The organism is Thiohalophilus sp. (assembly GCF_034521165.1).
GTDB lineage: Bacteria > Pseudomonadota > Gammaproteobacteria > UBA6429 > Thiohalophilaceae > Thiohalophilus.
Window position 1 is genome coordinate 342686 of record NZ_JAXHMV010000001.1, and the last position, 21260, is coordinate 363945.

The following is a 21260-nucleotide window of genomic DNA, read 5'->3' on the forward strand; positions in this document are numbered from 1 at the left end:
CCGCAAATCCTTGCCGAAGTGGTGGAATTGGTAGACACGCTATCTTGAGGGGGTAGTGGCGTAAGCCGTGCCGGTTCGAGTCCGGCCTTCGGCACCATCTTTCAAATCAAGGCCGTGCATGGGTTGCATACACGGCTTTTTTCTGGTCGAACCGGCCCTGTTTTGATGTCCGGCCGCTCCCGGCATCCTGCCTCCCGCGGCATTCGCACATCCCTGTGCGTCGCCTTCGGCACCAACACAAACAAAAAGGCCTCCCGGGCGCATGCCCGGGAGGCCTTTTTGTTTGTGAGGTTCTAGGGGCGAGGGGCTAGGTTCTAGGAAAAGAGTTTAGTTCTAGACACTTTTAGCGATTTTACCAGTTTTACGGTTCTGCGCTTTTTCTAGCCCCTAGTTCCTAGCCCCTAGCCCCTAGCCCCTGAATCTTTTTATAGACCCCTAAAATTAAGCTAACATTTTGATATGCAAGGTTTTTCGCGCTTTATACAAACTTGACACAAAGTTTGCGGCTAGCCTAGACTGGTTCGGCTTTGATCAATGATGATCACAGAGCAAAACAATAATAAACAAAATCGTCCGACGGGGCGGTTTTAAATACATCCGCAGCCACTGCGGGATGCGGCGGAGGAGCACAACGATGTTAGAGAACTATCTGCCGGTTCTCATATTCATGATTGTCGGTTTGACCGTCGGCGTCGTCATGATTGTGCTTGGCTTTGTCCTGGCGCCGAGCCGTCCTGACAGTGAAAAACTCTCTCCCTATGAGTGCGGCTTCGAGGCGTTCGAGGATTCCCGCATGAAGTTCGACGTGCGTTATTATCTCGTTGCGATTCTGTTTATTATTTTCGATCTGGAAATTGCATTTCTGTTTCCATGGGGCGTGGTTCTCGAGGACATTGGTATGTTCGGTTACGTTGCCATGGCGATCTTCCTGGGGATTCTGGTTATCGGCTTCATTTATGAATGGAAAAAAGGAGCCCTGGAATGGGAATAGAAGGGTTACTCAAAGAAGGTTACGTTACGACCACGGCTGATCGGTTGATTAACTGGGCGCGCACCGGTTCGATGTGGCCCATGACCTTCGGTCTGGCCTGTTGCGCCGTGGAGATGATGCATGCCGCAGCGGCTCGTTACGACATGGATCGCATGGGTCTGATTTTCCGGCCCAGCCCACGGCAATCGGATGTGATGATCGTCGCCGGTACCCTGGTGAACAAGATGGCGCCGGCCCTGCGCAAGGTCTATGACCAGATGGCCGAGCCGCGCTGGGTGATCTCCATGGGCTCTTGCGCCAACGGCGGCGGTTATTATCACTATTCCTATTCCGTGGTCCGCGGCTGCGATCGGATTGTACCGGTGGATATTTATGTCCCGGGCTGCCCGCCCACGGCCGAGGCGTTGCTGTATGGCGTCATGCAGTTGCAGAACAAAATAAAAAGAACCAACACCATAGCGCGCTGATTCCTTATATATGTCCAGATACTATAAACAACTGGCCGAGCAGGTCCGGGAAAAATTTGGCAATCGCATCCAGTCCTGTGACGTGGACTGGGGTGAGCTGACGATCGTTGCCGACCGGCATAAACTGTTGGATGTGGCTGTGACCTTACGTGATGATCCCGAATTCGCATTTGCCGAGTTGATCGATGTTTGTGGCGTGGATTACAGCGAGTATGGCGGCGAAGGGCAGTGGCAGGGGGCGCGTTTTGCGTCGGTCTATCACCTGTTATCGATTGAACACAATCACCGTCTGCGTCTGAAGGTTATGCTGGATAACGAACCGCCGGTGATTCCATCCATGGTGGACGTCTGGGCCTCGGCTAACTGGTTCGAACGCGAGGCCTTCGATCTGTACGGCATCGTCTATGAAGGCCATCCCGATCTGCGCCGCATCCTGACCGACTATGGCTTTATCGGCCATCCGTTCCGCAAGGATTTCCCGTTGATCGGGAACGTGGAAATGCGCTACGACCCGGAAAAACAGCGTGTGGTCTACCAGCCGGTCAGTATCGAGCCGCGGGTTGCCCAACAACGGGTGATCCGTGACGATCATCGTTATGCCGATCGTCTGCTGCAGGAAGAAGAGGAGTAATTCATGCCCGAGATCCGAAACTACACGTTGAATTTCGGGCCCCAGCATCCGGCCGCGCATGGCGTGTTGCGTCTGGTACTGGAGATGGACGGCGAGGTGATTCAACGCGCCGATCCGCATGTCGGTTTGCTGCATCGCGCGACCGAAAAGCTGGCGGAAAGCAAGCCGTACAACCAGACCATTCCCTACATGGACCGGCTCGATTACGTCTCCATGATGTGTAATGAGCACGGCTATGTGCTGGCGCTCGAGAAATTGCTGGATATCACACCGCCGATACGTGCGCAGTACATCCGGGTCATGTTTGATGAGCTTACCCGGATTCTGAATCATTTGATGTGGCTGGGTACCCATGCACTCGACGTGGGCGCCATGACCATGTTCCTGTATTGCTTCCGCGAACGCGAAGATCTGATGGATATGTACGAAGCGGTCTCCGGCGCACGCATGCATGCCGCCTATTACCGTCCCGGCGGTGTGTATCGCGACTTGCCCGGCAAGATGGCGCAGTACCAGAGCAGCAAGTACAAGAACGAAGCCGAGACCAAACGACTGAACGAAGCGCGCAGCGGATCGCTGCTCGACTTTATCGAGGAGTTTGTACAGCGCTTTCCGGTCAACATCGACGAATACGAAACGCTGTTGACCGACAATCGCATCTGGAAGCAGCGCACCGTCGGCATTGGCGTGGTGTCTCCCGAGCGCGCCCAGCAACTTGGCTTTACCGGTCCGATGTTGCGGGGTTCCGGGATCGAATGGGACCTGCGCAAGAAGCAGCCTTATGAAGTTTATGACAGGATGGATTTCGACATTCCGGTCGGTGTTAACGGGGATTGCTACGATCGTTATCTGGTGCGGATCGAGGAAATGCGCCAGTCGACCCGGATCATCAAGCAGTGCATCGAGTGGCTGCGTAATAATTCCGGTCCGGTGATCCTCGACGATCACAAATTCACTCCACCCAAACGGGAGGAAATGAAGGATGACATGGAAGCGTTGATCCATCATTTCAAACTGTTTACCGAGGGCTACACGCTCCCGGCCGGCGAGGTTTATACCGCCATCGAGCATCCCAAGGGCGAGTTGGGTGTCTATCTGGTTTCCGACGGGGCGAACAAGCCTTATCGACTGAAGGTCCGTGCCCCCGGTTTTTCTCACCTTGCCGCCATGGACGAAATGAGCGAGGGGCATATGCTGGCGGATGTGGTGGCGATTATCGGCACCATGGATATTGTATTCGGAGAGATCGATCGATGATGGCGCAACATAAAAAATCCGCGAGCAAACTGCACCTGATTAATGACGAATCGCGCGCCGAAATTGACCGGTGGATTGCCAAATACCCCGAGGATCAGAAACAGTCGGCGGTAATGGCGGCACTGCGTATTTTACAGGATCAGAACAAGGGCTATTTGAATAACGATCTGATCGAGGCGACTGCGGAATATCTCGAGATGCCGCCGATCGCCGTTTATGAAGTGGCCACCTTCTATTCCATGTATGAACTGGAGCCGGTCGGGCGCCACAAGATCTGTGTTTGTACCAATATCTCCTGCAAGTTATGCGGCTCGGACGATGTGGTCAAGCATTTGCAGGAACGACTGGGTATCGGTCTGGGTGAAACTTCCGATGACGGTCGTTTCACACTCAAGGAAGTGGAGTGCCTCGGCGCCTGTGTCGATGCGCCGATGTTCCAGCTTGAGGACAACTACTATGGCAAACTGACACCACAACGTATTGATGAAATTCTCGAAGGCCTCGATTGAAACCGGAACATGATGACTACAATAACAATCAACCGGGTGGGAGAGTGACAGATGGCAAATGAAGTTTGCTTCCGCACGCTGTATCTTGACAAACCCTGGACGCTGGACAGTTATCTCAGTGTCGGCGGCTACGAGATGCTGAAAAAAATCCTCGCCGAGCAGACTCCGCAGGAACAGATCATCGAGGAACTGAAAACCTCCTCGCTGCGTGGCCGTGGTGGCGCCGGCTTCCCCACCGGACTCAAGTGGAGCTTTATGCCGCGCAATGCGCCGGGGCAGAAATATATTGTCTGTAATTCCGATGAAGGCGAGCCGGGCACCTGCAAGGACCGGGATGTCATGCGCTATAACCCGCATCAGTTGATCGAAGGCATGATTATCGCCGGCTATACCATCGGCGCCTCGGTTGGTTACAACTATATTCGCGGCGAATTCTGGGAGCCTTATGAGCGGGTTGAAGCGGCCCTGGAAGAAGCCCGCGCCGCCGGCCTGCTGGGCAAGAATATTCTGGGCAGCGGGTTTGATTTTGAGCTGCACAATCACCTGGGTGCCGGTGCCTATATTTGCGGCGAGGAGACCGCGCTGCTGGAATCCCTGGAAGGCAAGAAAGGCCTGCCGCGCTTCAAGCCGCCATTCCCGGCCGGTTATGGTCTGTATGGCAAGCCGACCACTATTAACAATACCGAGACCCTGGCCTCGGTGCCGGTGATCCTGCAACACGGCGGCGAGTGGTTTCTGGAGCTGGGTAAACCCAACAATGGCGGTACCAAGCTGTTCAGTGTTACCGGTCACGTGAACAAGCCGGGCAACTTCGAAGTCCCGCTGGGTACACCGTTTTCCGAGTTGCTGGAGCTGGCCGGGGGCATGCGCGACGGTCACAAACTCAAGGCCGTCATTCCCGGAGGCTCTTCGGTGCCAGTGTTGCCCGCCGACATCATCATGGAGACCGACATGGATTACGACTCGCTGGCCAAGGCCGGCAGCATGCTGGGTGCCGGATCGGTGATCGTGATGGATGAGACCACCTGCATGGTGGATGCCCTGGCACGTTTGTCGCACTTTTATTTCGAGGAATCCTGCGGCCAGTGCACGCCCTGCCGCGAGGGGACGGGCTGGCTGTCGCGGGTGATACATCGCATCGAACACGGTCAGGGTAAACCCGAAGACATGGACCTGCTGGATGATGTCGCCTCGCGCATTGCCGGGCGCACCATCTGTGCGCTGGGAGATGCGGCCGCGATGCCGGTGCAGAGTTTTCTCAAGCATTACCGGGATGAATTCCAGTATCACATCGACCATGGCAAGTGCCTGGTCGGTGGACGCTCATAACGCTAACAGGCAACGGTTGAATGTCAGACGTTAACATTGAAATCAACGGGATCTCGCTTCAGGTACCTTCGGGCACGATGTTGATCGAAGCGGCGGATAATGCCGGGATCACGATTCCGCGTTTCTGTTATCACAAGAAACTGTCCGTGGCGGCCAACTGCCGTATGTGCCTGGTCGAAGTGGAAAAGGCACCGAAGCCGCTTCCCGCCTGTGCCACGCCGGTCACCGACGGCATGAAAGTGTTTACCCAATCCGAGCTTGCGATCGAAGCCCAGAAGAGTGTGATGGAATTTTTGTTGATCAACCATCCTCTGGATTGCCCGATTTGCGATCAGGGCGGGGAATGTGATCTGCAGGACATCGCCATGGGATACGGCAAGGATGTGTCGCGTTTTGCCGAAAAGAAACGCGTGGTGCCGAGCAAAAATATCGGCCCGTTGATTGCCACCGACATGACCCGTTGCATCCATTGCACCCGTTGTGTGCGTTTCGGGCAGGAGATCGGCGGCATTATGGAGCTGGGGGCCTATGGGCGAGGCGAGGACACGCGTATCGGGACCTATATGGAAAGCGCGGTTTCCTCGGAAATGTCCGGCAATGTTATCGACCTGTGTCCGGTCGGGGCGCTGACGTCCAAGCCCTATCGTTATCGCGGCCGGCCCTGGGAAAACCAGCAGCGCGACAGCATCGCCGCGCATGATTGCGTTGGCGCCAACCTGGACATTGAAGTTCGGCGTAATACCGTGATGCGGGTCCTGCCGAAGGAAAACGAGGCGATTAACGAAGTCTGGCTGTCCGATCGGGATCGGTTCAGTTATACCGCGCTGTATGATGAGCAACGCGCTCGCCATGCCCTGATCAAACAGGGCGATGAATGGAAACCGGTCGACTGGCAGATTGCGCTCAATTACGCGGTCGAGGGAATCAGGACCGTGCAGCAACAAAATGCCGGGAAGCTCGGGGCGCTGACCTCATCCAGCGCCACGCTCGAGGAAATGTACCTGCTGCAAAAACTGCTGCGCAGTCTCGGCAGTCACAATATCGATCATCGCCTACGTCAGCTTGATTTTCGTGCCCAGGAGATGATGCCGCGTTATCCCTCGCTGGGGACAAGCATTGGCGAACTGGAACAACTCGACGCGGGGCTGCTGATCGGTTCCTGTATCCGCAAGGACCAGCCCATTCTGGCGCACCGCCTGCGCAAGACCGCGCTCGGCGGCGCCAGCATCATGTCGGTGAATGCCATCGACTATGATGTGAACTTCCCGCTGGCCGAATCTATCGTGACCGCCCCGACCGACATGCCCCGGACGCTGGCCGGTGTCGCCAAGGCGTTACTGACCCTGAGCGGCGAGTCGGCTCCGGCGGATCTGGCCGGTGAGCTGGAAAATATCACCACCCATGACGATGAACTGGCTATCGCCAACCATCTGCACAGCGCCGACAAGGCCGCGGTCCTGCTCGGCACCCAGGGCATGGGCCAGTACGAATTCAGCGAACTGCAGGCACTGGGCAGTCTGATCGCCCGCCTGTCCGGCGCCAGCTTCGGTTATCTGAGCGAGGGCGCCAACAGCGCCGGCGCCTGGCTGGCCGGTGCGATACCGCACCGCCTCGCCGGGGGGGAAGCGGTTAGCGAAGCGGGACAGCATGCCGGCGAGATGCTGGGTCAGGCCATGGGGGCTATGTTGTTGCTGAACGTCGAACCGGAGTTCGACTCGGCCTACGGGGCCGAAGCGCTGAAGGCCATCGATGCCACCGAGTTTGTGGTTTGCCTGAGCCCGTTTGTCAGCGACAGTCTCAAGCGCTGTTGTGATGTAATCCTGCCGGTGACCCCGTTCACCGAAATGTCCGGCACGCTGGTGAATGCTGAAGGCCGCTGGCAGAGCTTTGATCCGGCGGTGAACCCGCTGGACGAGGCCAAGCCGGCCTGGAAAGTCTTGCGGGTACTGGGCAACCTGTTTGAACTGGACGGGTTTGAGCAGGTGACCTCCGGGGAAGTCCGGGATGAGCTGAAGCAGCTCACCGGCGAGGCGCCGCAAGCCGATCCGGGGCAATGGCCTGCCCCGGCATTACGTTCCGCCGGGAATGATTTACAACGCATTGGTCATCTGCCCATCTATGCAGTGGACTCACTGGTGCGTCGGGCCCGGCCATTACAGGATACGGCCGATGCGATTGCCGCGGCCGCTTATATGAATGAGCAGACGGCCCGTGACAACGGGGTCCTTGAGGCCGACAGTGTGCTGGTGCGCCAGGCCGGCGGGGAAGCCAGACTGCCTCTGGTGATCGACGACGCCGTGCCGACACACTGTGTTCTGATTCCCTATGGCGTACCGGGCAGTGAAATGCTGGGTCACGCCTACGGGCCGATTGAATTGCAACAGGGTTAGGGCGCAACGAGATGGAATGGCTTAATTCAACCTATCAATCACTGGCCGAATTCACCATCTGGTGGTTCGCGCAGCCCGCCGTGCTGATCATGCTGCAGATTGTGATGATCGTTGCGCCGCTGATGCTGGCGGTGGCTTATCTGACGTTTGCCGAGCGCAAGATCATCGGCGCCATGCAGGTGCGCATGGGGCCCACCCGCGTCGGTCCGCGCGGCTGGTTGCAACCGATCGCCGATGCGCTCAAGCTGATCTTCAAGGAAATCGTCATTCCGACCGGTGCCAACAAGGTGCTGTTCGTGATTGCGCCGATTCTCTCCATTGGTCCGGCGCTGGCGGCCTGGGCGGTGATCCCGTTCAATGCCGAGTATGTGCTGGCCGACATCAATGCCGGCCTGCTTTACGTGCTCGCGATTACTTCGGTCGGGGTCTATGGCGTGATCATCGCCGGCTGGGCGTCCAATTCCAAATATGCCCTGCTCGGTGCCATGCGCTCGGCGGCACAGATTGTCGCTTATGAGATCGCCATGGGCTTTGCACTGGTGACCGTGATCATGGCCGCCGGCAGCCTGAATATCGGCACGATTATCGAATCCCAGGCCGGCAGTCCGTTGCACTGGTTCTGGCTGCCACTGCTGCCGATGTTCGTGATCTATTTTATCTCCGGCGTGGCCGAGACCAATCGTGCCCCGTTCGATGTGGCCGAGGGCGAGTCGGAAATCGTCGCCGGGTTCCATGTCGAATACTCGGGCATGGTCTTCGCCGTGTTCTTCCTGGCCGAATACGCCAACATGATCCTGATCTCGGTCCTGGCCGCGGTCTTGTTCCTGGGCGGCTGGTTATCACCGTTTGAAGGCTGGCTGCCGGCCAGCTGGTTCGAAATTACCGGCGTCGGTCTGTTACTTGGACATGGCGTTCACTGGCTGTTGATTAAAACGGCCATTTTCCTGTTTTTCTATCTATGGTTCCGCGCCACCTTCCCGCGTTATCGCTATGATCAAATCATGCGTCTGGGCTGGAAGGTCTTCATTCCGATTACCATCGTCTGGCTGATGGTGGTCGGTATCATGATCCTGACCGGCTTCGGTTGGTGGTTTGACTAGGAACAGGAGGAGCAAGTGATGAATACCGCAGTACGGTTTCTCAAAAGTCTGTTCCTGCTGGAATTGTTCCGGGGGATGCGGCTTACCGGCCGGCATCTGTTTGTACGCAAGGTCACCCTGCAGTATCCGGAAGAACACACGCCGCTGTCACCGCGCTTTCGCGGTCTGCACGCGCTGCGTCGTTATCCCAACGGCGAAGAACGCTGCATTGCCTGCAAACTCTGTGAAGTGGTCTGTCCGGCGCTGGCTATTACCATCGAGTCGGAACAGCGCGATGACGGGACCCGGCGTACGACCCGGTACGATATCGATCTGACCAAATGCATTTTCTGCGGTTATTGCGAGGAGTCCTGCCCGGTCGACTCGATTGTTGAAACCCATATTTTCGAATACCACGGGGAAAAGCGCGGCGATCTCTACATGACCAAGGATCGTCTGCTGGCGATAGGTGATAAATACGAAAAAGAGATTGCCGATGCCCGGGCCGAAGACGCGCCATACCGTTAAACGCGCAGCAACCATAAAGACAACCGGAAGATAATAACGACATGGTAGAAAAAATCATTTTTTATATCTTTGCCGCCATCATGGTGTTTGGCGCCACCATGGTGATCAGTGTGCGCAATCCGGTGCGTGCCGCCCTGTTTCTGGTGCTGACCTTTTTCGCCAGTGCCGCCATCTGGATGCTGCTGGAGGCGGAATTCCTCGCCATCACCCTGGTGCTGGTCTATGTCGGCGCGGTCATGGTGCTGTTTTTGTTCGTGGTGATGATGCTGGATATCAACACGGCCCAGCTGAAAGAGGGCTTTATTCGTTATCTGCCGGTCGGGATCGGCGTTGCTATCCTGCTGGTTGTCATGCTGGTCGGGGTGGTCGGTCCCGAGAACTTCAGCCTGGACAAGATGCCGGCCCCGGAACGCCACGCGGCGGACTACAGCAATACCCGTGAACTGGGTAACGTGCTGTACACCGTTTACGTTTATCCGTTCGAGATTGCCGCGGTCATTCTGCTGGTGGCGATCGTCGCCGCGATAGCCCTGACCCTGCGCAAGCGGCCGACCACCAAGTACCAGAATCCGGACAGTCAGATCGCGGTCAAGCGCGAGGATCGGGTGCGGGTGATTAAAATGCAGTCCGACGACAGGAAATAGGGGAGCTTCGATGTTAGCGTTATCCGACTTTTTGATCCTGGGCGCGGTGATGTTTGGCCTGAGTATTGCCGGCATTTTCATCAACCGGAAAAATATCATTATTCTGTTGATGGCGATCGAACTGATGCTGCTGGCGGTGAATATGAATTTTATCGCCTTTTCCCATTTCCTGGGCGATACGGCGGGGCAGGTATTCGTGTTCTTTATTCTGACGGTGGCGGCGGCCGAGGCAGCGATTGGTCTGGCGATTCTCGTGGTGTTGTTCCGTAACAAACGCACGATCAATGTCACCGAACTGGACAGCATGAAAGGCTAGATTGATGAATCATAATATGGAAAGCGTCTATCTCTGGACCGTGCTGGCACCGCTGATCGGGGCAATCATTGCCGGCCTGTTCGGTAAAAAAATCGGTCGCGCCGGCGCCCACTGGGTGACCATCATTGGTGTGGCAGTAGCCTTCGTGTTGTCCGCCATCACGTTCAAACACATGGTGATCGACGGGGCCGAGGTCTACAACGCATCGGTGTATACCTGGATGGTCAGCGAAGGCATTCGCTTCGAGATCGGTTTTTTGATCGATAACCTGACCGCCATGATGATGGTGGTGGTGACGTTCGTCTCCCTGATGGTGCATATCTATACTGTCGGTTACATGCACGAGGACCCCGGTTACCAGCGCTTTTTCAGCTATATCTCCCTGTTTACTTTTTCGATGCTGATGCTGGTCATGGCCAACAACTTCCTGCAACTGTTTTTTGGCTGGGAAGCGGTGGGTCTGGTCTCCTATTTGCTGATCGGTTTCTGGTATACCCGCGATACGGCAATTTACGCCAATCTCAAGGCATTTCTGGTCAACCGGGTGGGGGACTTCGGCTTTTTGCTGGGGATCGCCGCCGTGTTGATGTATTTCGGATCGCTCGATTACGCCACCGTCTTCGGCCAGGTGGAGCAGGTCAATGGCCAGACCATCACCCTGTTCGGTGACAACGCCTGGTCGGTGATCACGGTGATCTGCATCCTGCTGTTCATCGGCGCAATGGGCAAGTCGGCCCAGGTGCCGCTGCATGTCTGGCTGCCCGATTCCATGGAAGGTCCGACCCCTATCTCGGCGTTGATCCATGCCGCGACCATGGTCACCGCCGGCATTTTCATGGTGGCGCGCATGTCGCCGCTGTTCGAATTCTCCGAAACCGCGCTGACTTTTGTATTGGTCATCGGTGCCATTACCGCGCTGTTCATGGGCTTCCTCGGACTGGTACAGAATGACATCAAACGGGTGGTGGCCTATTCGACCCTCTCCCAGCTGGGTTACATGACCGTGGCGCTGGGCGCCTCCGCCTATGCCGCCGGTATTTTTCATCTGATGACCCATGCCTTTTTCAAGGCGCTGCTGTTTCTGGCCGCCGGCTCGGTGATCATCGCCATGCATCACGAGCAGGATATGCGCAAGATGGGCGGGCTGCGCAAATACATGCCGATTACCTGGATTACCTCGCTGGTCGGCTCGCTGGCGCTGATCGGCACCCCCTTGTTTGCCGGCTTTTATTCCAAGGACTCGATCATCGAGGCGGTGGCCCACTCGCAGATTGCCGGGTCCGGCTTTGCCTATTTTGCCGTACTGACCGGGGTGTTCGTGACGGCGCTGTACAGCTTCCGCATGTACTTTCTGGTGTTCCACGGCAAGGAACGCATGGACGAGCACACCCGCGAGCATCTGCATGAAACCCCGCCGGTGGTGACTGTGCCGTTGATTCTGCTGGCGATTCCCTCGGTGATTATCGGTGCCTTTTTCATGGGCGACATGATCGCCGGCGATTTCTTCCGCGAGGCGATTTTCGTCTTGCCCGAACATGATGCACTGGGCGAGTGGGCCGCCGGCTTCCACGGCTGGTGGGCAATGGCCCTGCATGCCTTTGTGACCTGGCCGTTCTGGCTCGCGGCCGCGGGAGTCTTGACCGCCTGGTTCCTGTATATGAAACGCCCGGAGATTCCCGGTCAGATCCAGGCACGTCTGCAATGGCTGCATACCCTCCTGGTGAACAAATACGGTTTCGATCGCTTTAATGAAATCGTGTTTGCCGGGGGCGGGCGTCAAATCGGGCAGAAATTGTGGCGCATCGGTGATGTAAAACTGATCGATGGGGTAATCGTCAACGGGTCGGCCGCGCTGGTGGGCTGGTTCGCCGGGCGCATTCGTCATGTCCAGACCGGTTATCTGTTTCACTACGCCTTTGCCATGATTATCGGGCTGGTTGTGTTGCTCGGACTGTTTGTGTTTCTTAATCAATAAAGAATAAATAATAAAGGGTCGAACGCATGTTTTCTGACTGGCCATTGTTAAGCCTCGTGATCTGGACGCCCATTCTGGGCGGTCTGCTGGTGTTGACCACGGGCAGTGACAAGCAGGCGCCGTTGGCCCGGCTGACCGCGCTGTTCTGGTCGGTTGTCACCTTCCTGATTTCGATCCCGCTGTATACCGAATTCGAAACGGGTACCGCGGCCATGCAGTTCACCGAACGGCATGAATGGATCGGCTCCTGGGGGATTTTCTATCACCTGGGGGTGGACGGGATGTCCATGCCGTTGATCCTGCTGACTACTTTCATGACCGTGCTGGTGGTGATCGCCGGCTGGGAAGTGATCAAGGAACGTGTGGCCCAGTACATGGCGGCCTTCCTGATTATGGAAGGGCTGATGAACGGGGTGTTCGCCGCGCTCGATGGCGCACTGTTTTATGTGTTCTGGGAAGCGTTGCTGATCCCGATGTTTATTATTATCGGCGTCTGGGGCGGACCCAACCGGATCTATGCCACTATCAAGTTCTTTTTGTATACCTTCTTCGGTTCGGTATTCATGCTGGTGGCCCTGCTGTATCTCTATTTCCAGAGCGGCAGTTTTGCGATTCTCGATTTCCACCAGCAGCCGCTGGGCATGACACCGCAGTTGCTGATCTTCCTGGCGTTTTTGATCGCCTTCGCGGTCAAGGTGCCCATGTGGCCGGTGCATACCTGGTTGCCGGATGCCCATGTGGAAGCACCCACCGGGGGTTCGGTGATCCTGGCCGCGATCATGTTGAAGCTCGGCGCCTATGGCTTTTTGCGCTTCTCACTGCCGATCACACCCGACGCCAGTCAGGAACTGGCCTGGCTGATGATTACGCTGTCATTAATTGCGGTGGTCTACATCGGCTTCGTGGCGCTGGTCCAGCAGGACATGAAGAAACTGATCGCCTATTCGTCCATCTCGCATATGGGGTTTGTCACCCTGGGCTTTTTCATCGCCTGGCAGATTTACGCCAACACCGGCAGCTACGAAGGGGCGGCCATGGGGCTCTCCGGCGGGATCGTGCAGATGATTTCCCACGGCTTCATCTCCGGTGCCATGTTCCTGTGTGTCGGGGTCCTCTATGATCGACTCCACTCGCGCGAGATCAATGATTATGGCGGGGTGGTGAATACCATGCCGGTGTTTGCCGCTTTCATGGTGCTGTTCGCCATGGCCAATGCCGGTCTGCCGGGCACCTCCGGTTTTGTCGGCGAGTTCATGGTGATCCTGAGCAGCTTCAAGGCCAATTTCTGGTATGCCTTCCTGGCGGCACTGACCCTGATTCTGGGCGCGGCCTATACCCTGTGGATGGTCAAGCGGGTTATTTTTGGCGCGGTCGCCAACGACAAGGTTGCAGCGTTGCAGGATATCGGCCGGCGTGAATTTTTGATCCTGGCCATCCTGGCCGTGGCGGTGCTGCTGCTCGGAATCTGGCCGGCGCCGTTGCTGGAAGTGATGGATGCCAGCGTGGAAAACCTGTTACTGCATATGACCCAGTCCAAGGTCATACAATAGAACGACAAGAGTGATGATGAATTTTACCATGCCCAATATTGCTCCGGCGCTGCCTGAGATATTCATTCTCTCGATGGCCTGTCTGATCCTGGTCGTTGATCTGTTTTTGCAGGATCGACAACGGGTTATCACTTATCTGTTGACCCAGCTGACACTGGTTGTGGGGTTTGTTCTGGTGGTGATGGATTTCAGCCAGGGCAGGGTGCTGACCTTCAGCGATACCTTCGTGCGCGATCCCATGGCGGATATTCTCAAGGCCTGTATTTTCATCGCCGGGGCCGTGACCTTTACCTACTCCCGTGATTACCTGCAACAGCGCCAGATATATAAAGGAGAGTTCTTTGTTCTGGGGCTGTTCGCCATTCTGGGGATGATGATCCTCACCTCGGCGCACAACTTTTTAACCATCTACCTGGGACTTGAACTGCTCTCCCTGTCGCTGTATGCCATGGTGGCCATGCAGCGTGATTCGGTCACCGCCTCCGAGGCGGCGATGAAATATTTTATTCTCGGTGCCATCGCCTCGGGAATGCTGCTGTACGGCATCTCCATGATCTACGGCGTCACCGGGACCCTGGATCTGGCCGAAGTGGCGCAACAGATCCCCGGCAGCGAGAAGCCGCTGTTGCTGAGCTTCGGCCTGGTTTTCCTGATTGTCGGCATCGCCTTCAAGCTTGGCGCGGTCCCGTTTCACATGTGGGTACCGGATGTGTACCACGGTTCGGCCACGGCCACGACCCTGTTTATCGGTAGCGCCCCCAAGATTGCCGCCTTTGCCATGTTGATGCGGCTGCTGGTGGACGGCCTGGGCGGTCTGCATGCCCAGTGGCAGGATATCCTCATCATTCTGGCGGTGCTCTCCATGGGCGTGGGCAACATCGTGGCCATCGCCCAGAGCAATATCAAGCGCATGCTGGCCTATTCGACCATCTCGCACGTCGGTTTTTTGCTGCTGGGGGTGTTGACCGGGACCGCCGAAGGCTATGCCGCGGCCATGTTCTATACCCTCAGTTACGTGCTGATGACCCTGGGCGGGTTCGGCATGGTTATCCTGCTGAGTCGGAAGGGCTTTGAGGCCGACAAGCTGGACGACTTCAGGGGTCTGAATCAACGCAGTCCCTGGTTTGCTTTGATGATGCTGATCGTGATGTTCTCCATGGCCGGGCTGCCGCCCTTTATCGGCTTCTGGGCCAAACTGTCGGTTCTCAAGGAGATCGTGGCCGCCGATATGGTCTGGCTGGCGGTCGTCGCGGTGATTTTCTCGATCATCGGAGCCTTCTACTATCTGCGGGTGATTCGCCTGATGTACTTTGACAAGCCGCAGGATACGGCGCGCCTGGAAATGCCGCTGGACATGCGCCTGTTGCTTAGTGCCAATGGCCTGTCGGTGCTGCTGATCGGGGTCTTCCCGGGCTCGCTGATGGCCCTTTGCCTCGCCGCGCTGTCCGGGGCATAATGACGCCTCAACGATAGGCGGTCTCATGTCATCACTCTTTATCTGGATTTTTCTGCTGGTTGCCGTGCTCGCGGCCAACCTGCCGTGGCTGGGCGAACGGTTCTTTTTCTTCTTCAACCCGCCGGGCAACACCAAGCGCGCCTGGATGCGCCTGCTCGAGTGGCTGGTGCTCTATCTGCTGGTCGGGCTGACGGCCGTCGGGCTGGAGCAGAAGGCCACCGGGGAGCGTTATGCCCAGGACTGGGAGTTCTACGTCGTCACGCTTTGCCTGTTTGTGGTGTTTGCCATTCCCGGCTTCATCTATCGCTATCAGTTACGCCCGATTCTGGAGCGGCAACGCGCTCACTAGGGTGCAAATTGCACCACCCCCTGAACTGCTAGTCTATTAGCGTCTGTTAATGTACAAAAAATGTTCATTCTGAACTTGTCGACGACGCTGGTTCTGTCATAATTGCTGCATCCTGCACCTTCTTTGGTAATTTGCAGCCATGCACCTGCGACATAAGTTTTTTATTGTTCTCTCCCTTCTGACCAGTGTGCCCTTGCTGGTGCTGTTGTTCGGCGTCGTCGAACGGATGGAGCGCGAGGTCACCAAACGCACCGAAACCCAGTTGCACGGCTCACTCGATAAAATGGCCAGTGAGCTGCACTTGATCCTGAACAATCAGAAATCGGTGGCCAGTGGCCTCGGGCGTGTCCCGGTGGTCCGCGATTTTGCGGCCGCCGCTCGTTTTCCCCAACGCTTTGATGCCGAACGGTACCAGCGCCGCGCCGAGGCCCTGGAGCAGTTTCTGCTCGGTTACCAGAAATCGGTATCCAGTATCCAGGCCGTGCGATTCATTGATGCTTCGGGAAAAACCCTGGTCAAGGTCAAGGAGGGCAAGCCGGTGGATCCGGTCTATACCGATGACGGCCTGGACCGTATGTATATTGCCGATCAGTCCAATCGTCCGTTCTTCAAGCAGGCCATGACCTCAAACGGCGACATCCTGATGTCCGACTTCGAACTGGGTCAGGTCGAGCGGGATGCCGACTTCTGTCCTGCCATGGTGCGTTACTCGGTTCCCCTGCTGGATGAGCTCGGTGATTTTGAAGGGGTTCTGGTGGTCAATATGTGGGGCTCGCGGCTGGACTCGACCATGACCTCCTCGCTGGGCGGGTTCCCCGGCAAAACCTATATCGTGGAACTGTCCGATAATGCCCGACGCGATGGCATTTTTTTATATCATCCGGATGACGACAAACGCTTTGCCGACCAGCTCGGCTCGGAATATCGGCTTACCAGCAAGCTGGAGCCGGCCGACTGGCAGGCCATCAAAACGGGCGAGAAAAACGGTTCTTTGCTGAGTAATCCCGAGCGGATGCTGTTTTACCAGAAACTGGCACCCTATCCGGATCGCTCGACACAATGGTTACTGGTCATTGAAGCTGATCCGGAAGTGGTTTACGCGCCAATCAACAACATGCGCAAATCCATCTGGTTGTTACTGGGGGCGTTGCTGTTTATCAGTTTGCTGGTGGCCGTCTGGGCGTCCGGTCGCCTGACCGCGCCGGTGCATCAACTGGCCGAGATCATCCGGCGCTTTGCCGACGGGCAGCGTGAAGCACGCATCGAAGTCAAGCCGGGACGTCGGGATGAGATCGGCCAGGCCGGCAAGGCCTTTAATTATCTGGCCGAAAGTCTGGATCGGACGGAAAAAGAGCGGGAAACGGCGGTGCGTGCCGCCTGTCAGTCGGAGCGGCTGGCGGCGCTGGGACAACTGGCGGCCGGTATCGGCCATGAAATCAACAATCCGCTGATGAACATGATGTCCCTGGCCTCACTGGTTGAGGATTCGTTGCCGGAAGATGACAAACAGGGACGGAACGATCTGCAACTGCTCAAAAAAGAAGGCGAGCGCTGTGCCCGGATCGTGCAGGGGATTCTCAATTTTGCCCGCCAGAGCGAGCCGAAGTTCGAGGAATTCGACATGGCGGTTCTGCTCAATGAAACATTGGAACTGTTGCGCCACCGCATCGAGTCCGAGGAAATCGAATTACAGAGCCTGATCGAAACCCCCTTGCTGATGGAAGGCGATGCCCGGCAGCTGCAACAGGTGCTGGTGAATATCATGCTCAATGCCATTCAGGCCACGCCCGCCAAATGTCGATTGCATGTGACCGCCCGTTCGAGCCAGGAGCATATTGACCTGGAAATCATCGATGAAGGAGAAGGGATCCGGGCCGAGGATTTCTCGAAAATATTCGATCCGTTTTTCACCACCAAACCGGAAGGGCAGGGAACCGGTCTGGGGCTGTCCGTCAGCTACGGCATCATCAAACGCCATGGCGGCAATATTACACTGGAGAACAGTAAACATGCGGGTGTCAGGGTTCATATCCGCCTGCCCAAACAGAGCGAATTACAGGAACTGGACACCTTTGAAGTACTGGAGGCAAGCAATGTCGGATAAAGCACCACGGGTCCTGTTTGTGGATGATGATCTTGTGACCTGTCGGGTTATGCAACGTAATTGTGATAATGTCAATTACCATTGTCAGGCATTTCAGAATGCGCAGGACTCTCTGGCGGCTTTCACTAAAGAGGGCGCCGATGTGGTTATCACCGATTTGCGCATGCCGGGGATGAACGGCTTTGAACTGTTGAGCGAGATCCGCAAGGTCGATGCCGAAGTGCCGGTGCTGGTGATGACCGGTTACTCCTCGGTGGAAAATGCCGTGGAGGCGATGAAACGGGGTGCGTCGGACTTTATCAAAAAACCGTTTGATTTTGCCGAGCTGCGTTTGCTGATGGAGCGTACCCTGAAGGCGGCCCGGCTGCGTAACGAGAATCGTCTGCTGAAAAAACGGCTGGATGACAATCGTCACCATTTTGGCATGATCGGGGACACGACGGTGATGAAAACCCTGTTCAATACCATCGAGAAGGTCGCCGAAGTCAGCTGCAGCGCCATTATCACCGGCGACTCGGGTACCGGCAAGGAACTGGTTGCGCGCGCCCTGCACGATTACAGTCCGCGCAAGGAGAAGCCGTTTGTGGCGGTCGATTGTGGCGCCCTGACTACGACGTTGCTCGAAAGTGAACTGTTCGGCCATGAAAAGGGCGCTTTTACCGGCGCGACCCAGCGCAAGTATGGACTGATGGAACAGGCCGATGGGGGGACGCTGTTTCTGGATGAAATTTGCAATATTTCCGATACCATGCAAATCAAACTCATGCGCGCTCTGGAGAGCGGTAGCGTAACCCGTGTGGGGGCCGCTTCGTCCGTGCCGGTCGATGTGCGGGTGATCGCGGCCAGTAACCGCAATCTCGAGCAGATGGTGGAGGAAGGCAATCTGCGACATGATTTTTATCATCGTCTGAATGTGGTCAACATTCATGTGCCGTCCCTCTCAGAGCGGCGTGAAGATATTCCGGCCCTGATCGAGATATTTGTTCGCGAGTTCGCCGAACGCTATTCCCGCCAGGTACAGGGCTTCGACAAGCTATCAATGCAACGGTTGTGCGATGCCGGTTGGCCGGGCAATGTTCGGGAATTACGCAATACGATTGAACGCAGCGTCATTCTCGCAGACGGCCCCATACTGCACTGGGAAGGCGAGCCTGCCCAGCAGAACAGCTCGAATCTGCCGGTGCAGTTTTCGGAACATGAATTTTTCTCGCTCAACGAACTGGAGCAGGAATATATTCATCATGTGCTGCGTTGCTTCAATGGCAAGAAAACCCGGGCTGCCGAAGTACTGGGCATCGACAAGACGACCCTGTGGCGAAAACTGCGTCGCCTGGAGACCGATGAGGCGGTGTAAATTACACCCTTGAGCGATAATTGTTTTGCAAACTGCACCCTCCGTCTATCAATATATTAGTATTTAGTTGTTTTCTCCTCGTGTAACTTGCTGATAACAAAAGAAATAGTGCTATGTGGCATAAGTGGAACGATACTTGCTCTGTTACAGATCACATAACTACTCTAATAACCATGAGGAGAACGAGTATGATGCAATCCAGCCTCTCAAAAAGCCTGGTACTGGGTGTTTCCCTGCTGGGACTGGCTTTTACCGCCCAGGCAGGCAGTGCCAAAAACGGCTATGACAAGCAAAAGGTCGTCTACCACGTCAACAATATCCACACGGCCACCGGCGCCCTGCGTAACGTCAAAAACCATCTGAACGCTACTGGTGACGAAAACGTTGAAGTGATCGTGGTCACCCACAGCAGCGGTGCCTTTGCGATGGTTGACGGTTCCATGGGCAAGAAAGACAGCAATGGCAAGGTCTATGACTTCCGCGATACGGTTGCCAGTCTGGCCAACCGTGGCGTCAAGTTCCAGATCTGCGCCAATACCATCCGTGGCAAGAAGATCGACAAGAACAAGGTCAGCCCTTATGCTGAAATCATTCCTTCAGGTGTCGCTCACGTCGCCCACCTGCAGCAGCAGGGTTACCTGTACGTCAAGCCGTAAGCAAAAAAACGGGCGCCGTTGGCGCCCGTTTTTCAGGTTCCAGGGTCTAGGTACTAGGTCCTGGTAAAACCTGTTCAAAACGGTTCTCTGGTACCATCCTTACATCTTTCCATCTTTCCAGCCTCCTGGTATCTAGGCGTAGGTCAGCTTGCGCTTGGCACTACCTGACATTCTCCATACTGGCTTTCTGCCTCCCGCGACAGAGCCTGCCTCGTGAGCAAAGCGAATGTTTTGGGGGTTCGTATATCACTGTAGGTCACGCAAAGGCACAAAGAACGCGGAGAGGTGCGCTTATGAACGGGGGATGGTTTTATAAAATTGTCTTGATTTCAATTCTTCGTGTCTTGGCGTCTTCGTGGTGAAGCTTTGCCTCGTTACTCGTCCCTCGTAACCCGGCACTATCATAAAAAAGGCGCACCCGAAGGTACGCCCTGCTTCACCTGAAGAAGAGACCGTTGTTCTTAGCTGATCTTGGCTTCCTGGCTGGCGGACTGGCCCTGGTTATCTTTCCAGGAAAGGGTGAAGGTATCACCGCTTTTCGCGCCTTTGAAGCCAAAGGAGATGAAGGGATTTTTGGAAACACCCGGACCCCAGTGACACTTGAGCACGGTGTTGCCGTTGTGTTCGCACACGACCTCGGTGATGTAGTGCGCGGGGATTTTTTCGCCGGTTTTCTTGTCCTTGCGAAGACCGGTTTCCATCGGGTGGAAAACGATTGCCTTGACGTTGGCTTTGTCGCCTTCGGTCCAGGCGCGGATTTTTATCTCATTCGCCATGCTATGAACTCCTTTAAAATTCTGTTTGAACTGAAATCGGTTTAGCCGCCACACCCGCCGAGAGTGACCTTGACTTCCCGTTTGGCGGTGTAGAGCTTGTCGCCGGCCTTGACCACGGCGATGACATCGGAGGTTTTGGCCATTTTAATACGACCGGTAATTTCACCGTCGAATTTGTCAGTCAGCTCATAACTTGCCGTCAACGGGAACGTGTTGACCGGAACATAAACGGAGATACTCTGTGCGTCGGGCAAATCCGTACTAACACTGACCGAAACCACGGCCCCGTTTTCGGCGATATCGGGGGTTTTCACGGTAATCCGATCGCTTTCCACCAGCTCGGTGGTGCCTTCCATTTCCGCCAGGGCGGCGTCCATTTTCTCGGCATTGAAGGCTTTCTCCGGCCAGGCGGCCAGCACCTGACCCGGGGTTAACAGATTGGCGCCCGCGGCGACCGCCAGGGTGCCGGCTGCCATCGTACCCTTGAGAAAGAGACGACGTGTATTTTGCATAAAGTTAATCCTCGTTATGGTGAATCTTGTTGTGTGTTATCTTCTTAGCAGCTTTCATGCCACTTGAAAAATCGCCTGAAAACAATGACCTGATGAATACCCGCCAGCGTCTGAACGCCGTTTGACTGCATTATGCACCGACGCAAATTGCAGAATCCGCATCCGGCAGGGTAGCCGCCCATGGCCGGGAGCCGACGATAATTGATTTTCAGCCGCTGCCGCGTAAACCGGAAACTCCTTTTTTTTCAGGAACTTTTGCATCTTTTCTTGAAAAGCTTTGAGCCAGTCGTTAGACTACGCGCCATCGATTGCGGGGTGGAGCAGCCTGGTAGCTCGTCGGGCTCATAACCCGAAGGTCAGAGGTTCAAATCCTCTCCCCGCTACCAA

The 21260-nt window shown here is 56.0% G+C and carries 20 protein-coding genes and 2 tRNA genes; 20 read left to right on the plus strand and 2 right to left on the minus strand.

The genetic code is table 11. The annotated features are described in order from the left end of the window. The first annotated feature begins 12 nt into the window (after window positions 1-12). The 19 genes from U5K34_RS01660 to U5K34_RS01750 all read left to right on the plus strand — a co-directional run bounded on the left by U5K34_RS01660 (window position 13) and on the right by U5K34_RS01750 (window position 19585). Window positions 13-97: transfer RNA gene (locus U5K34_RS01660), tRNA-Leu, on the plus strand. A 537-nt stretch (window positions 98-634) separates the two neighbouring features. Continuing rightward, window positions 635-991, plus strand: a complete 357-nt coding sequence (locus tag U5K34_RS01665; RefSeq protein WP_322565367.1) for an NADH-quinone oxidoreductase subunit A — start codon at window positions 635-637, stop codon at window positions 989-991. Then, a complete protein-coding gene (locus U5K34_RS01670; RefSeq protein WP_416223982.1) occupies window positions 982-1458 on the plus strand; it encodes a NuoB/complex I 20 kDa subunit family protein in 477 nt (158 codons plus the stop codon). The genes U5K34_RS01665 and U5K34_RS01670 overlap by 10 nt, the downstream gene beginning before the upstream one ends. Before the next feature lie 10 nt (window positions 1459-1468). Continuing rightward, window positions 1469-2089 (plus strand): NADH-quinone oxidoreductase subunit C, encoded by a 621-nt coding sequence (locus U5K34_RS01675; protein ID WP_322565368.1) that lies wholly within the window; start codon window positions 1469-1471, stop codon window positions 2087-2089. A gap of 3 nt (window positions 2090-2092) precedes the next feature. Next, on the plus strand, window positions 2093-3346 hold the full coding sequence (locus U5K34_RS01680) for an NADH-quinone oxidoreductase subunit D (RefSeq protein WP_322565369.1): 1254 nt from the start codon (window positions 2093-2095) through the stop codon (window positions 3344-3346). Then, the gene (gene nuoE, locus U5K34_RS01685) at window positions 3325-3855 is read left to right on the plus strand and encodes an NADH-quinone oxidoreductase subunit NuoE (protein WP_416223991.1); all 531 of its coding nucleotides are present in this window, start codon (window positions 3325-3327) and stop codon (window positions 3853-3855) included. The genes U5K34_RS01680 and nuoE overlap by 22 nt, the downstream gene beginning before the upstream one ends. Before the next feature lie 51 nt (window positions 3856-3906). Next, entirely contained in the window at window positions 3907-5184 is a 1278-nt protein-coding gene (gene nuoF, locus U5K34_RS01690; RefSeq protein WP_322566784.1) for an NADH-quinone oxidoreductase subunit NuoF, read from the plus strand. A gap of 20 nt (window positions 5185-5204) precedes the next feature. After that, the gene (gene nuoG / locus U5K34_RS01695) at window positions 5205-7574 is read left to right on the plus strand and encodes an NADH-quinone oxidoreductase subunit NuoG (protein ID WP_322566785.1); all 2370 of its coding nucleotides are present in this window, start codon (window positions 5205-5207) and stop codon (window positions 7572-7574) included. An 11-nt stretch (window positions 7575-7585) separates the two neighbouring features. After that, window positions 7586-8674, plus strand: coding sequence for an NADH-quinone oxidoreductase subunit NuoH (gene nuoH / locus U5K34_RS01700; protein WP_322566786.1), 1089 nt, complete (start codon window positions 7586-7588; stop codon window positions 8672-8674). Window positions 8675-8692: 18 nt separating this feature from the next. Continuing rightward, the gene (nuoI, locus tag U5K34_RS01705; RefSeq protein WP_322566787.1) at window positions 8693-9181 is read left to right on the plus strand and encodes an NADH-quinone oxidoreductase subunit NuoI; all 489 of its coding nucleotides are present in this window, start codon (window positions 8693-8695) and stop codon (window positions 9179-9181) included. 41 nt (window positions 9182-9222) lie between these two features. Then, complete coding sequence (locus tag U5K34_RS01710; protein WP_322566788.1) at window positions 9223-9825, plus strand: NADH-quinone oxidoreductase subunit J; 603 nt, start codon at window positions 9223-9225, stop codon at window positions 9823-9825. Window positions 9826-9835: 10 nt separating this feature from the next. Further along, window positions 9836-10141, plus strand: coding sequence for an NADH-quinone oxidoreductase subunit NuoK (gene nuoK, locus U5K34_RS01715; RefSeq protein ID WP_134081515.1), 306 nt, complete (start codon window positions 9836-9838; stop codon window positions 10139-10141). 16 nt (window positions 10142-10157) lie between these two features. Further along, complete coding sequence (gene nuoL, locus U5K34_RS01720; protein WP_416223992.1) at window positions 10158-12116, plus strand: NADH-quinone oxidoreductase subunit L; 1959 nt, start codon at window positions 10158-10160, stop codon at window positions 12114-12116. 26 nt (window positions 12117-12142) lie between these two features. Beyond that, window positions 12143-13666, plus strand: a complete 1524-nt coding sequence (locus U5K34_RS01725; protein WP_322566790.1) for an NADH-quinone oxidoreductase subunit M — start codon at window positions 12143-12145, stop codon at window positions 13664-13666. 16 nt (window positions 13667-13682) lie between these two features. After that, the gene (gene nuoN / locus U5K34_RS01730) at window positions 13683-15122 is read left to right on the plus strand and encodes an NADH-quinone oxidoreductase subunit NuoN (RefSeq protein ID WP_416223993.1); all 1440 of its coding nucleotides are present in this window, start codon (window positions 13683-13685) and stop codon (window positions 15120-15122) included. Between the two features lie 25 nt (window positions 15123-15147). Next, the gene (locus U5K34_RS01735) at window positions 15148-15471 is read left to right on the plus strand and encodes a DUF2818 family protein (protein ID WP_322566792.1); all 324 of its coding nucleotides are present in this window, start codon (window positions 15148-15150) and stop codon (window positions 15469-15471) included. A 139-nt stretch (window positions 15472-15610) separates the two neighbouring features. After that, window positions 15611-17575 (plus strand): sensor histidine kinase, encoded by a 1965-nt coding sequence (locus tag U5K34_RS01740; protein ID WP_322566793.1) that lies wholly within the window; start codon window positions 15611-15613, stop codon window positions 17573-17575. Then, the gene (locus U5K34_RS01745; protein ID WP_322566794.1) at window positions 17565-18929 is read left to right on the plus strand and encodes a sigma-54 dependent transcriptional regulator; all 1365 of its coding nucleotides are present in this window, start codon (window positions 17565-17567) and stop codon (window positions 18927-18929) included. Before U5K34_RS01740 ends, U5K34_RS01745 begins: the two co-directional genes overlap by 11 nt. Before the next feature lie 188 nt (window positions 18930-19117). Then, window positions 19118-19585: a DsrE family protein gene (locus tag U5K34_RS01750; RefSeq protein ID WP_322566795.1), complete on the plus strand. Its 468-nt coding sequence runs from the start codon at window positions 19118-19120 to the stop codon at window positions 19583-19585. A gap of 461 nt (window positions 19586-20046) precedes the next feature. On the opposite strand, the gene soxZ is transcribed toward U5K34_RS01750, so the two are convergent. Together soxZ and soxY are read right to left on the minus strand one after the other, a co-directional pair. Beyond that, entirely contained in the window at window positions 20047-20361 is a 315-nt protein-coding gene (soxZ, locus tag U5K34_RS01755) for a thiosulfate oxidation carrier complex protein SoxZ (RefSeq protein ID WP_322566796.1), read from the minus strand. A gap of 41 nt (window positions 20362-20402) precedes the next feature. Next, window positions 20403-20873 (minus strand): thiosulfate oxidation carrier protein SoxY, encoded by a 471-nt coding sequence (gene soxY, locus U5K34_RS01760; protein ID WP_322566797.1) that lies wholly within the window; start codon window positions 20871-20873, stop codon window positions 20403-20405. A 309-nt stretch (window positions 20874-21182) separates the two neighbouring features. Between soxY and U5K34_RS01765 the strand changes: the two genes are divergently transcribed. Further along, window positions 21183-21259: transfer RNA gene (locus U5K34_RS01765), tRNA-Met, on the plus strand. Window position 21260: the final 1 nt, after the last annotated feature.

What these genes read in the sequence shown, in the direction of transcription:
- U5K34_RS01665 (WP_322565367.1), top strand. Translation starts at nt 635, where the DNA reads ATGTTAGAGAACTATCTGCCGGTTCTCATATTCATGATTGTCGGTTTG.
- U5K34_RS01670 (WP_416223982.1), top strand. Translation starts at nt 982, where the DNA reads ATGGGAATAGAAGGGTTACTCAAAGAAGGTTACGTTACGACCACGGCT.
- U5K34_RS01675 (WP_322565368.1), top strand. Translation starts at nt 1,469, where the DNA reads ATGTCCAGATACTATAAACAACTGGCCGAGCAGGTCCGGGAAAAATTT.
- U5K34_RS01680 (WP_322565369.1), top strand. Translation starts at nt 2,093, where the DNA reads ATGCCCGAGATCCGAAACTACACGTTGAATTTCGGGCCCCAGCATCCG.
- nuoF (WP_322566784.1), top strand. Translation starts at nt 3,907, where the DNA reads ATGGCAAATGAAGTTTGCTTCCGCACGCTGTATCTTGACAAACCCTGG.
- nuoG (WP_322566785.1), top strand. Translation starts at nt 5,205, where the DNA reads ATGTCAGACGTTAACATTGAAATCAACGGGATCTCGCTTCAGGTACCT.
- nuoH (WP_322566786.1), top strand. Translation starts at nt 7,586, where the DNA reads ATGGAATGGCTTAATTCAACCTATCAATCACTGGCCGAATTCACCATC.
- nuoI (WP_322566787.1), top strand. Translation starts at nt 8,693, where the DNA reads ATGAATACCGCAGTACGGTTTCTCAAAAGTCTGTTCCTGCTGGAATTG.
- U5K34_RS01710 (WP_322566788.1), top strand. Translation starts at nt 9,223, where the DNA reads ATGGTAGAAAAAATCATTTTTTATATCTTTGCCGCCATCATGGTGTTT.
- nuoK (WP_134081515.1), top strand. Translation starts at nt 9,836, where the DNA reads ATGTTAGCGTTATCCGACTTTTTGATCCTGGGCGCGGTGATGTTTGGC.
- nuoL (WP_416223992.1), top strand. Translation starts at nt 10,158, where the DNA reads ATGGAAAGCGTCTATCTCTGGACCGTGCTGGCACCGCTGATCGGGGCA.
- U5K34_RS01725 (WP_322566790.1), top strand. Translation starts at nt 12,143, where the DNA reads ATGTTTTCTGACTGGCCATTGTTAAGCCTCGTGATCTGGACGCCCATT.
- nuoN (WP_416223993.1), top strand. Translation starts at nt 13,683, where the DNA reads ATGAATTTTACCATGCCCAATATTGCTCCGGCGCTGCCTGAGATATTC.
- U5K34_RS01735 (WP_322566792.1), top strand. Translation starts at nt 15,148, where the DNA reads ATGTCATCACTCTTTATCTGGATTTTTCTGCTGGTTGCCGTGCTCGCG.
- U5K34_RS01740 (WP_322566793.1), top strand. Translation starts at nt 15,611, where the DNA reads ATGCACCTGCGACATAAGTTTTTTATTGTTCTCTCCCTTCTGACCAGT.
- U5K34_RS01745 (WP_322566794.1), top strand. Translation starts at nt 17,565, where the DNA reads ATGTCGGATAAAGCACCACGGGTCCTGTTTGTGGATGATGATCTTGTG.
- U5K34_RS01750 (WP_322566795.1), top strand. Translation starts at nt 19,118, where the DNA reads ATGATGCAATCCAGCCTCTCAAAAAGCCTGGTACTGGGTGTTTCCCTG.
- soxZ (WP_322566796.1), bottom strand. Translation starts at nt 20,361, where the DNA reads ATGGCGAATGAGATAAAAATCCGCGCCTGGACCGAAGGCGACAAAGCC.
- soxY (WP_322566797.1), bottom strand. Translation starts at nt 20,873, where the DNA reads ATGCAAAATACACGTCGTCTCTTTCTCAAGGGTACGATGGCAGCCGGC.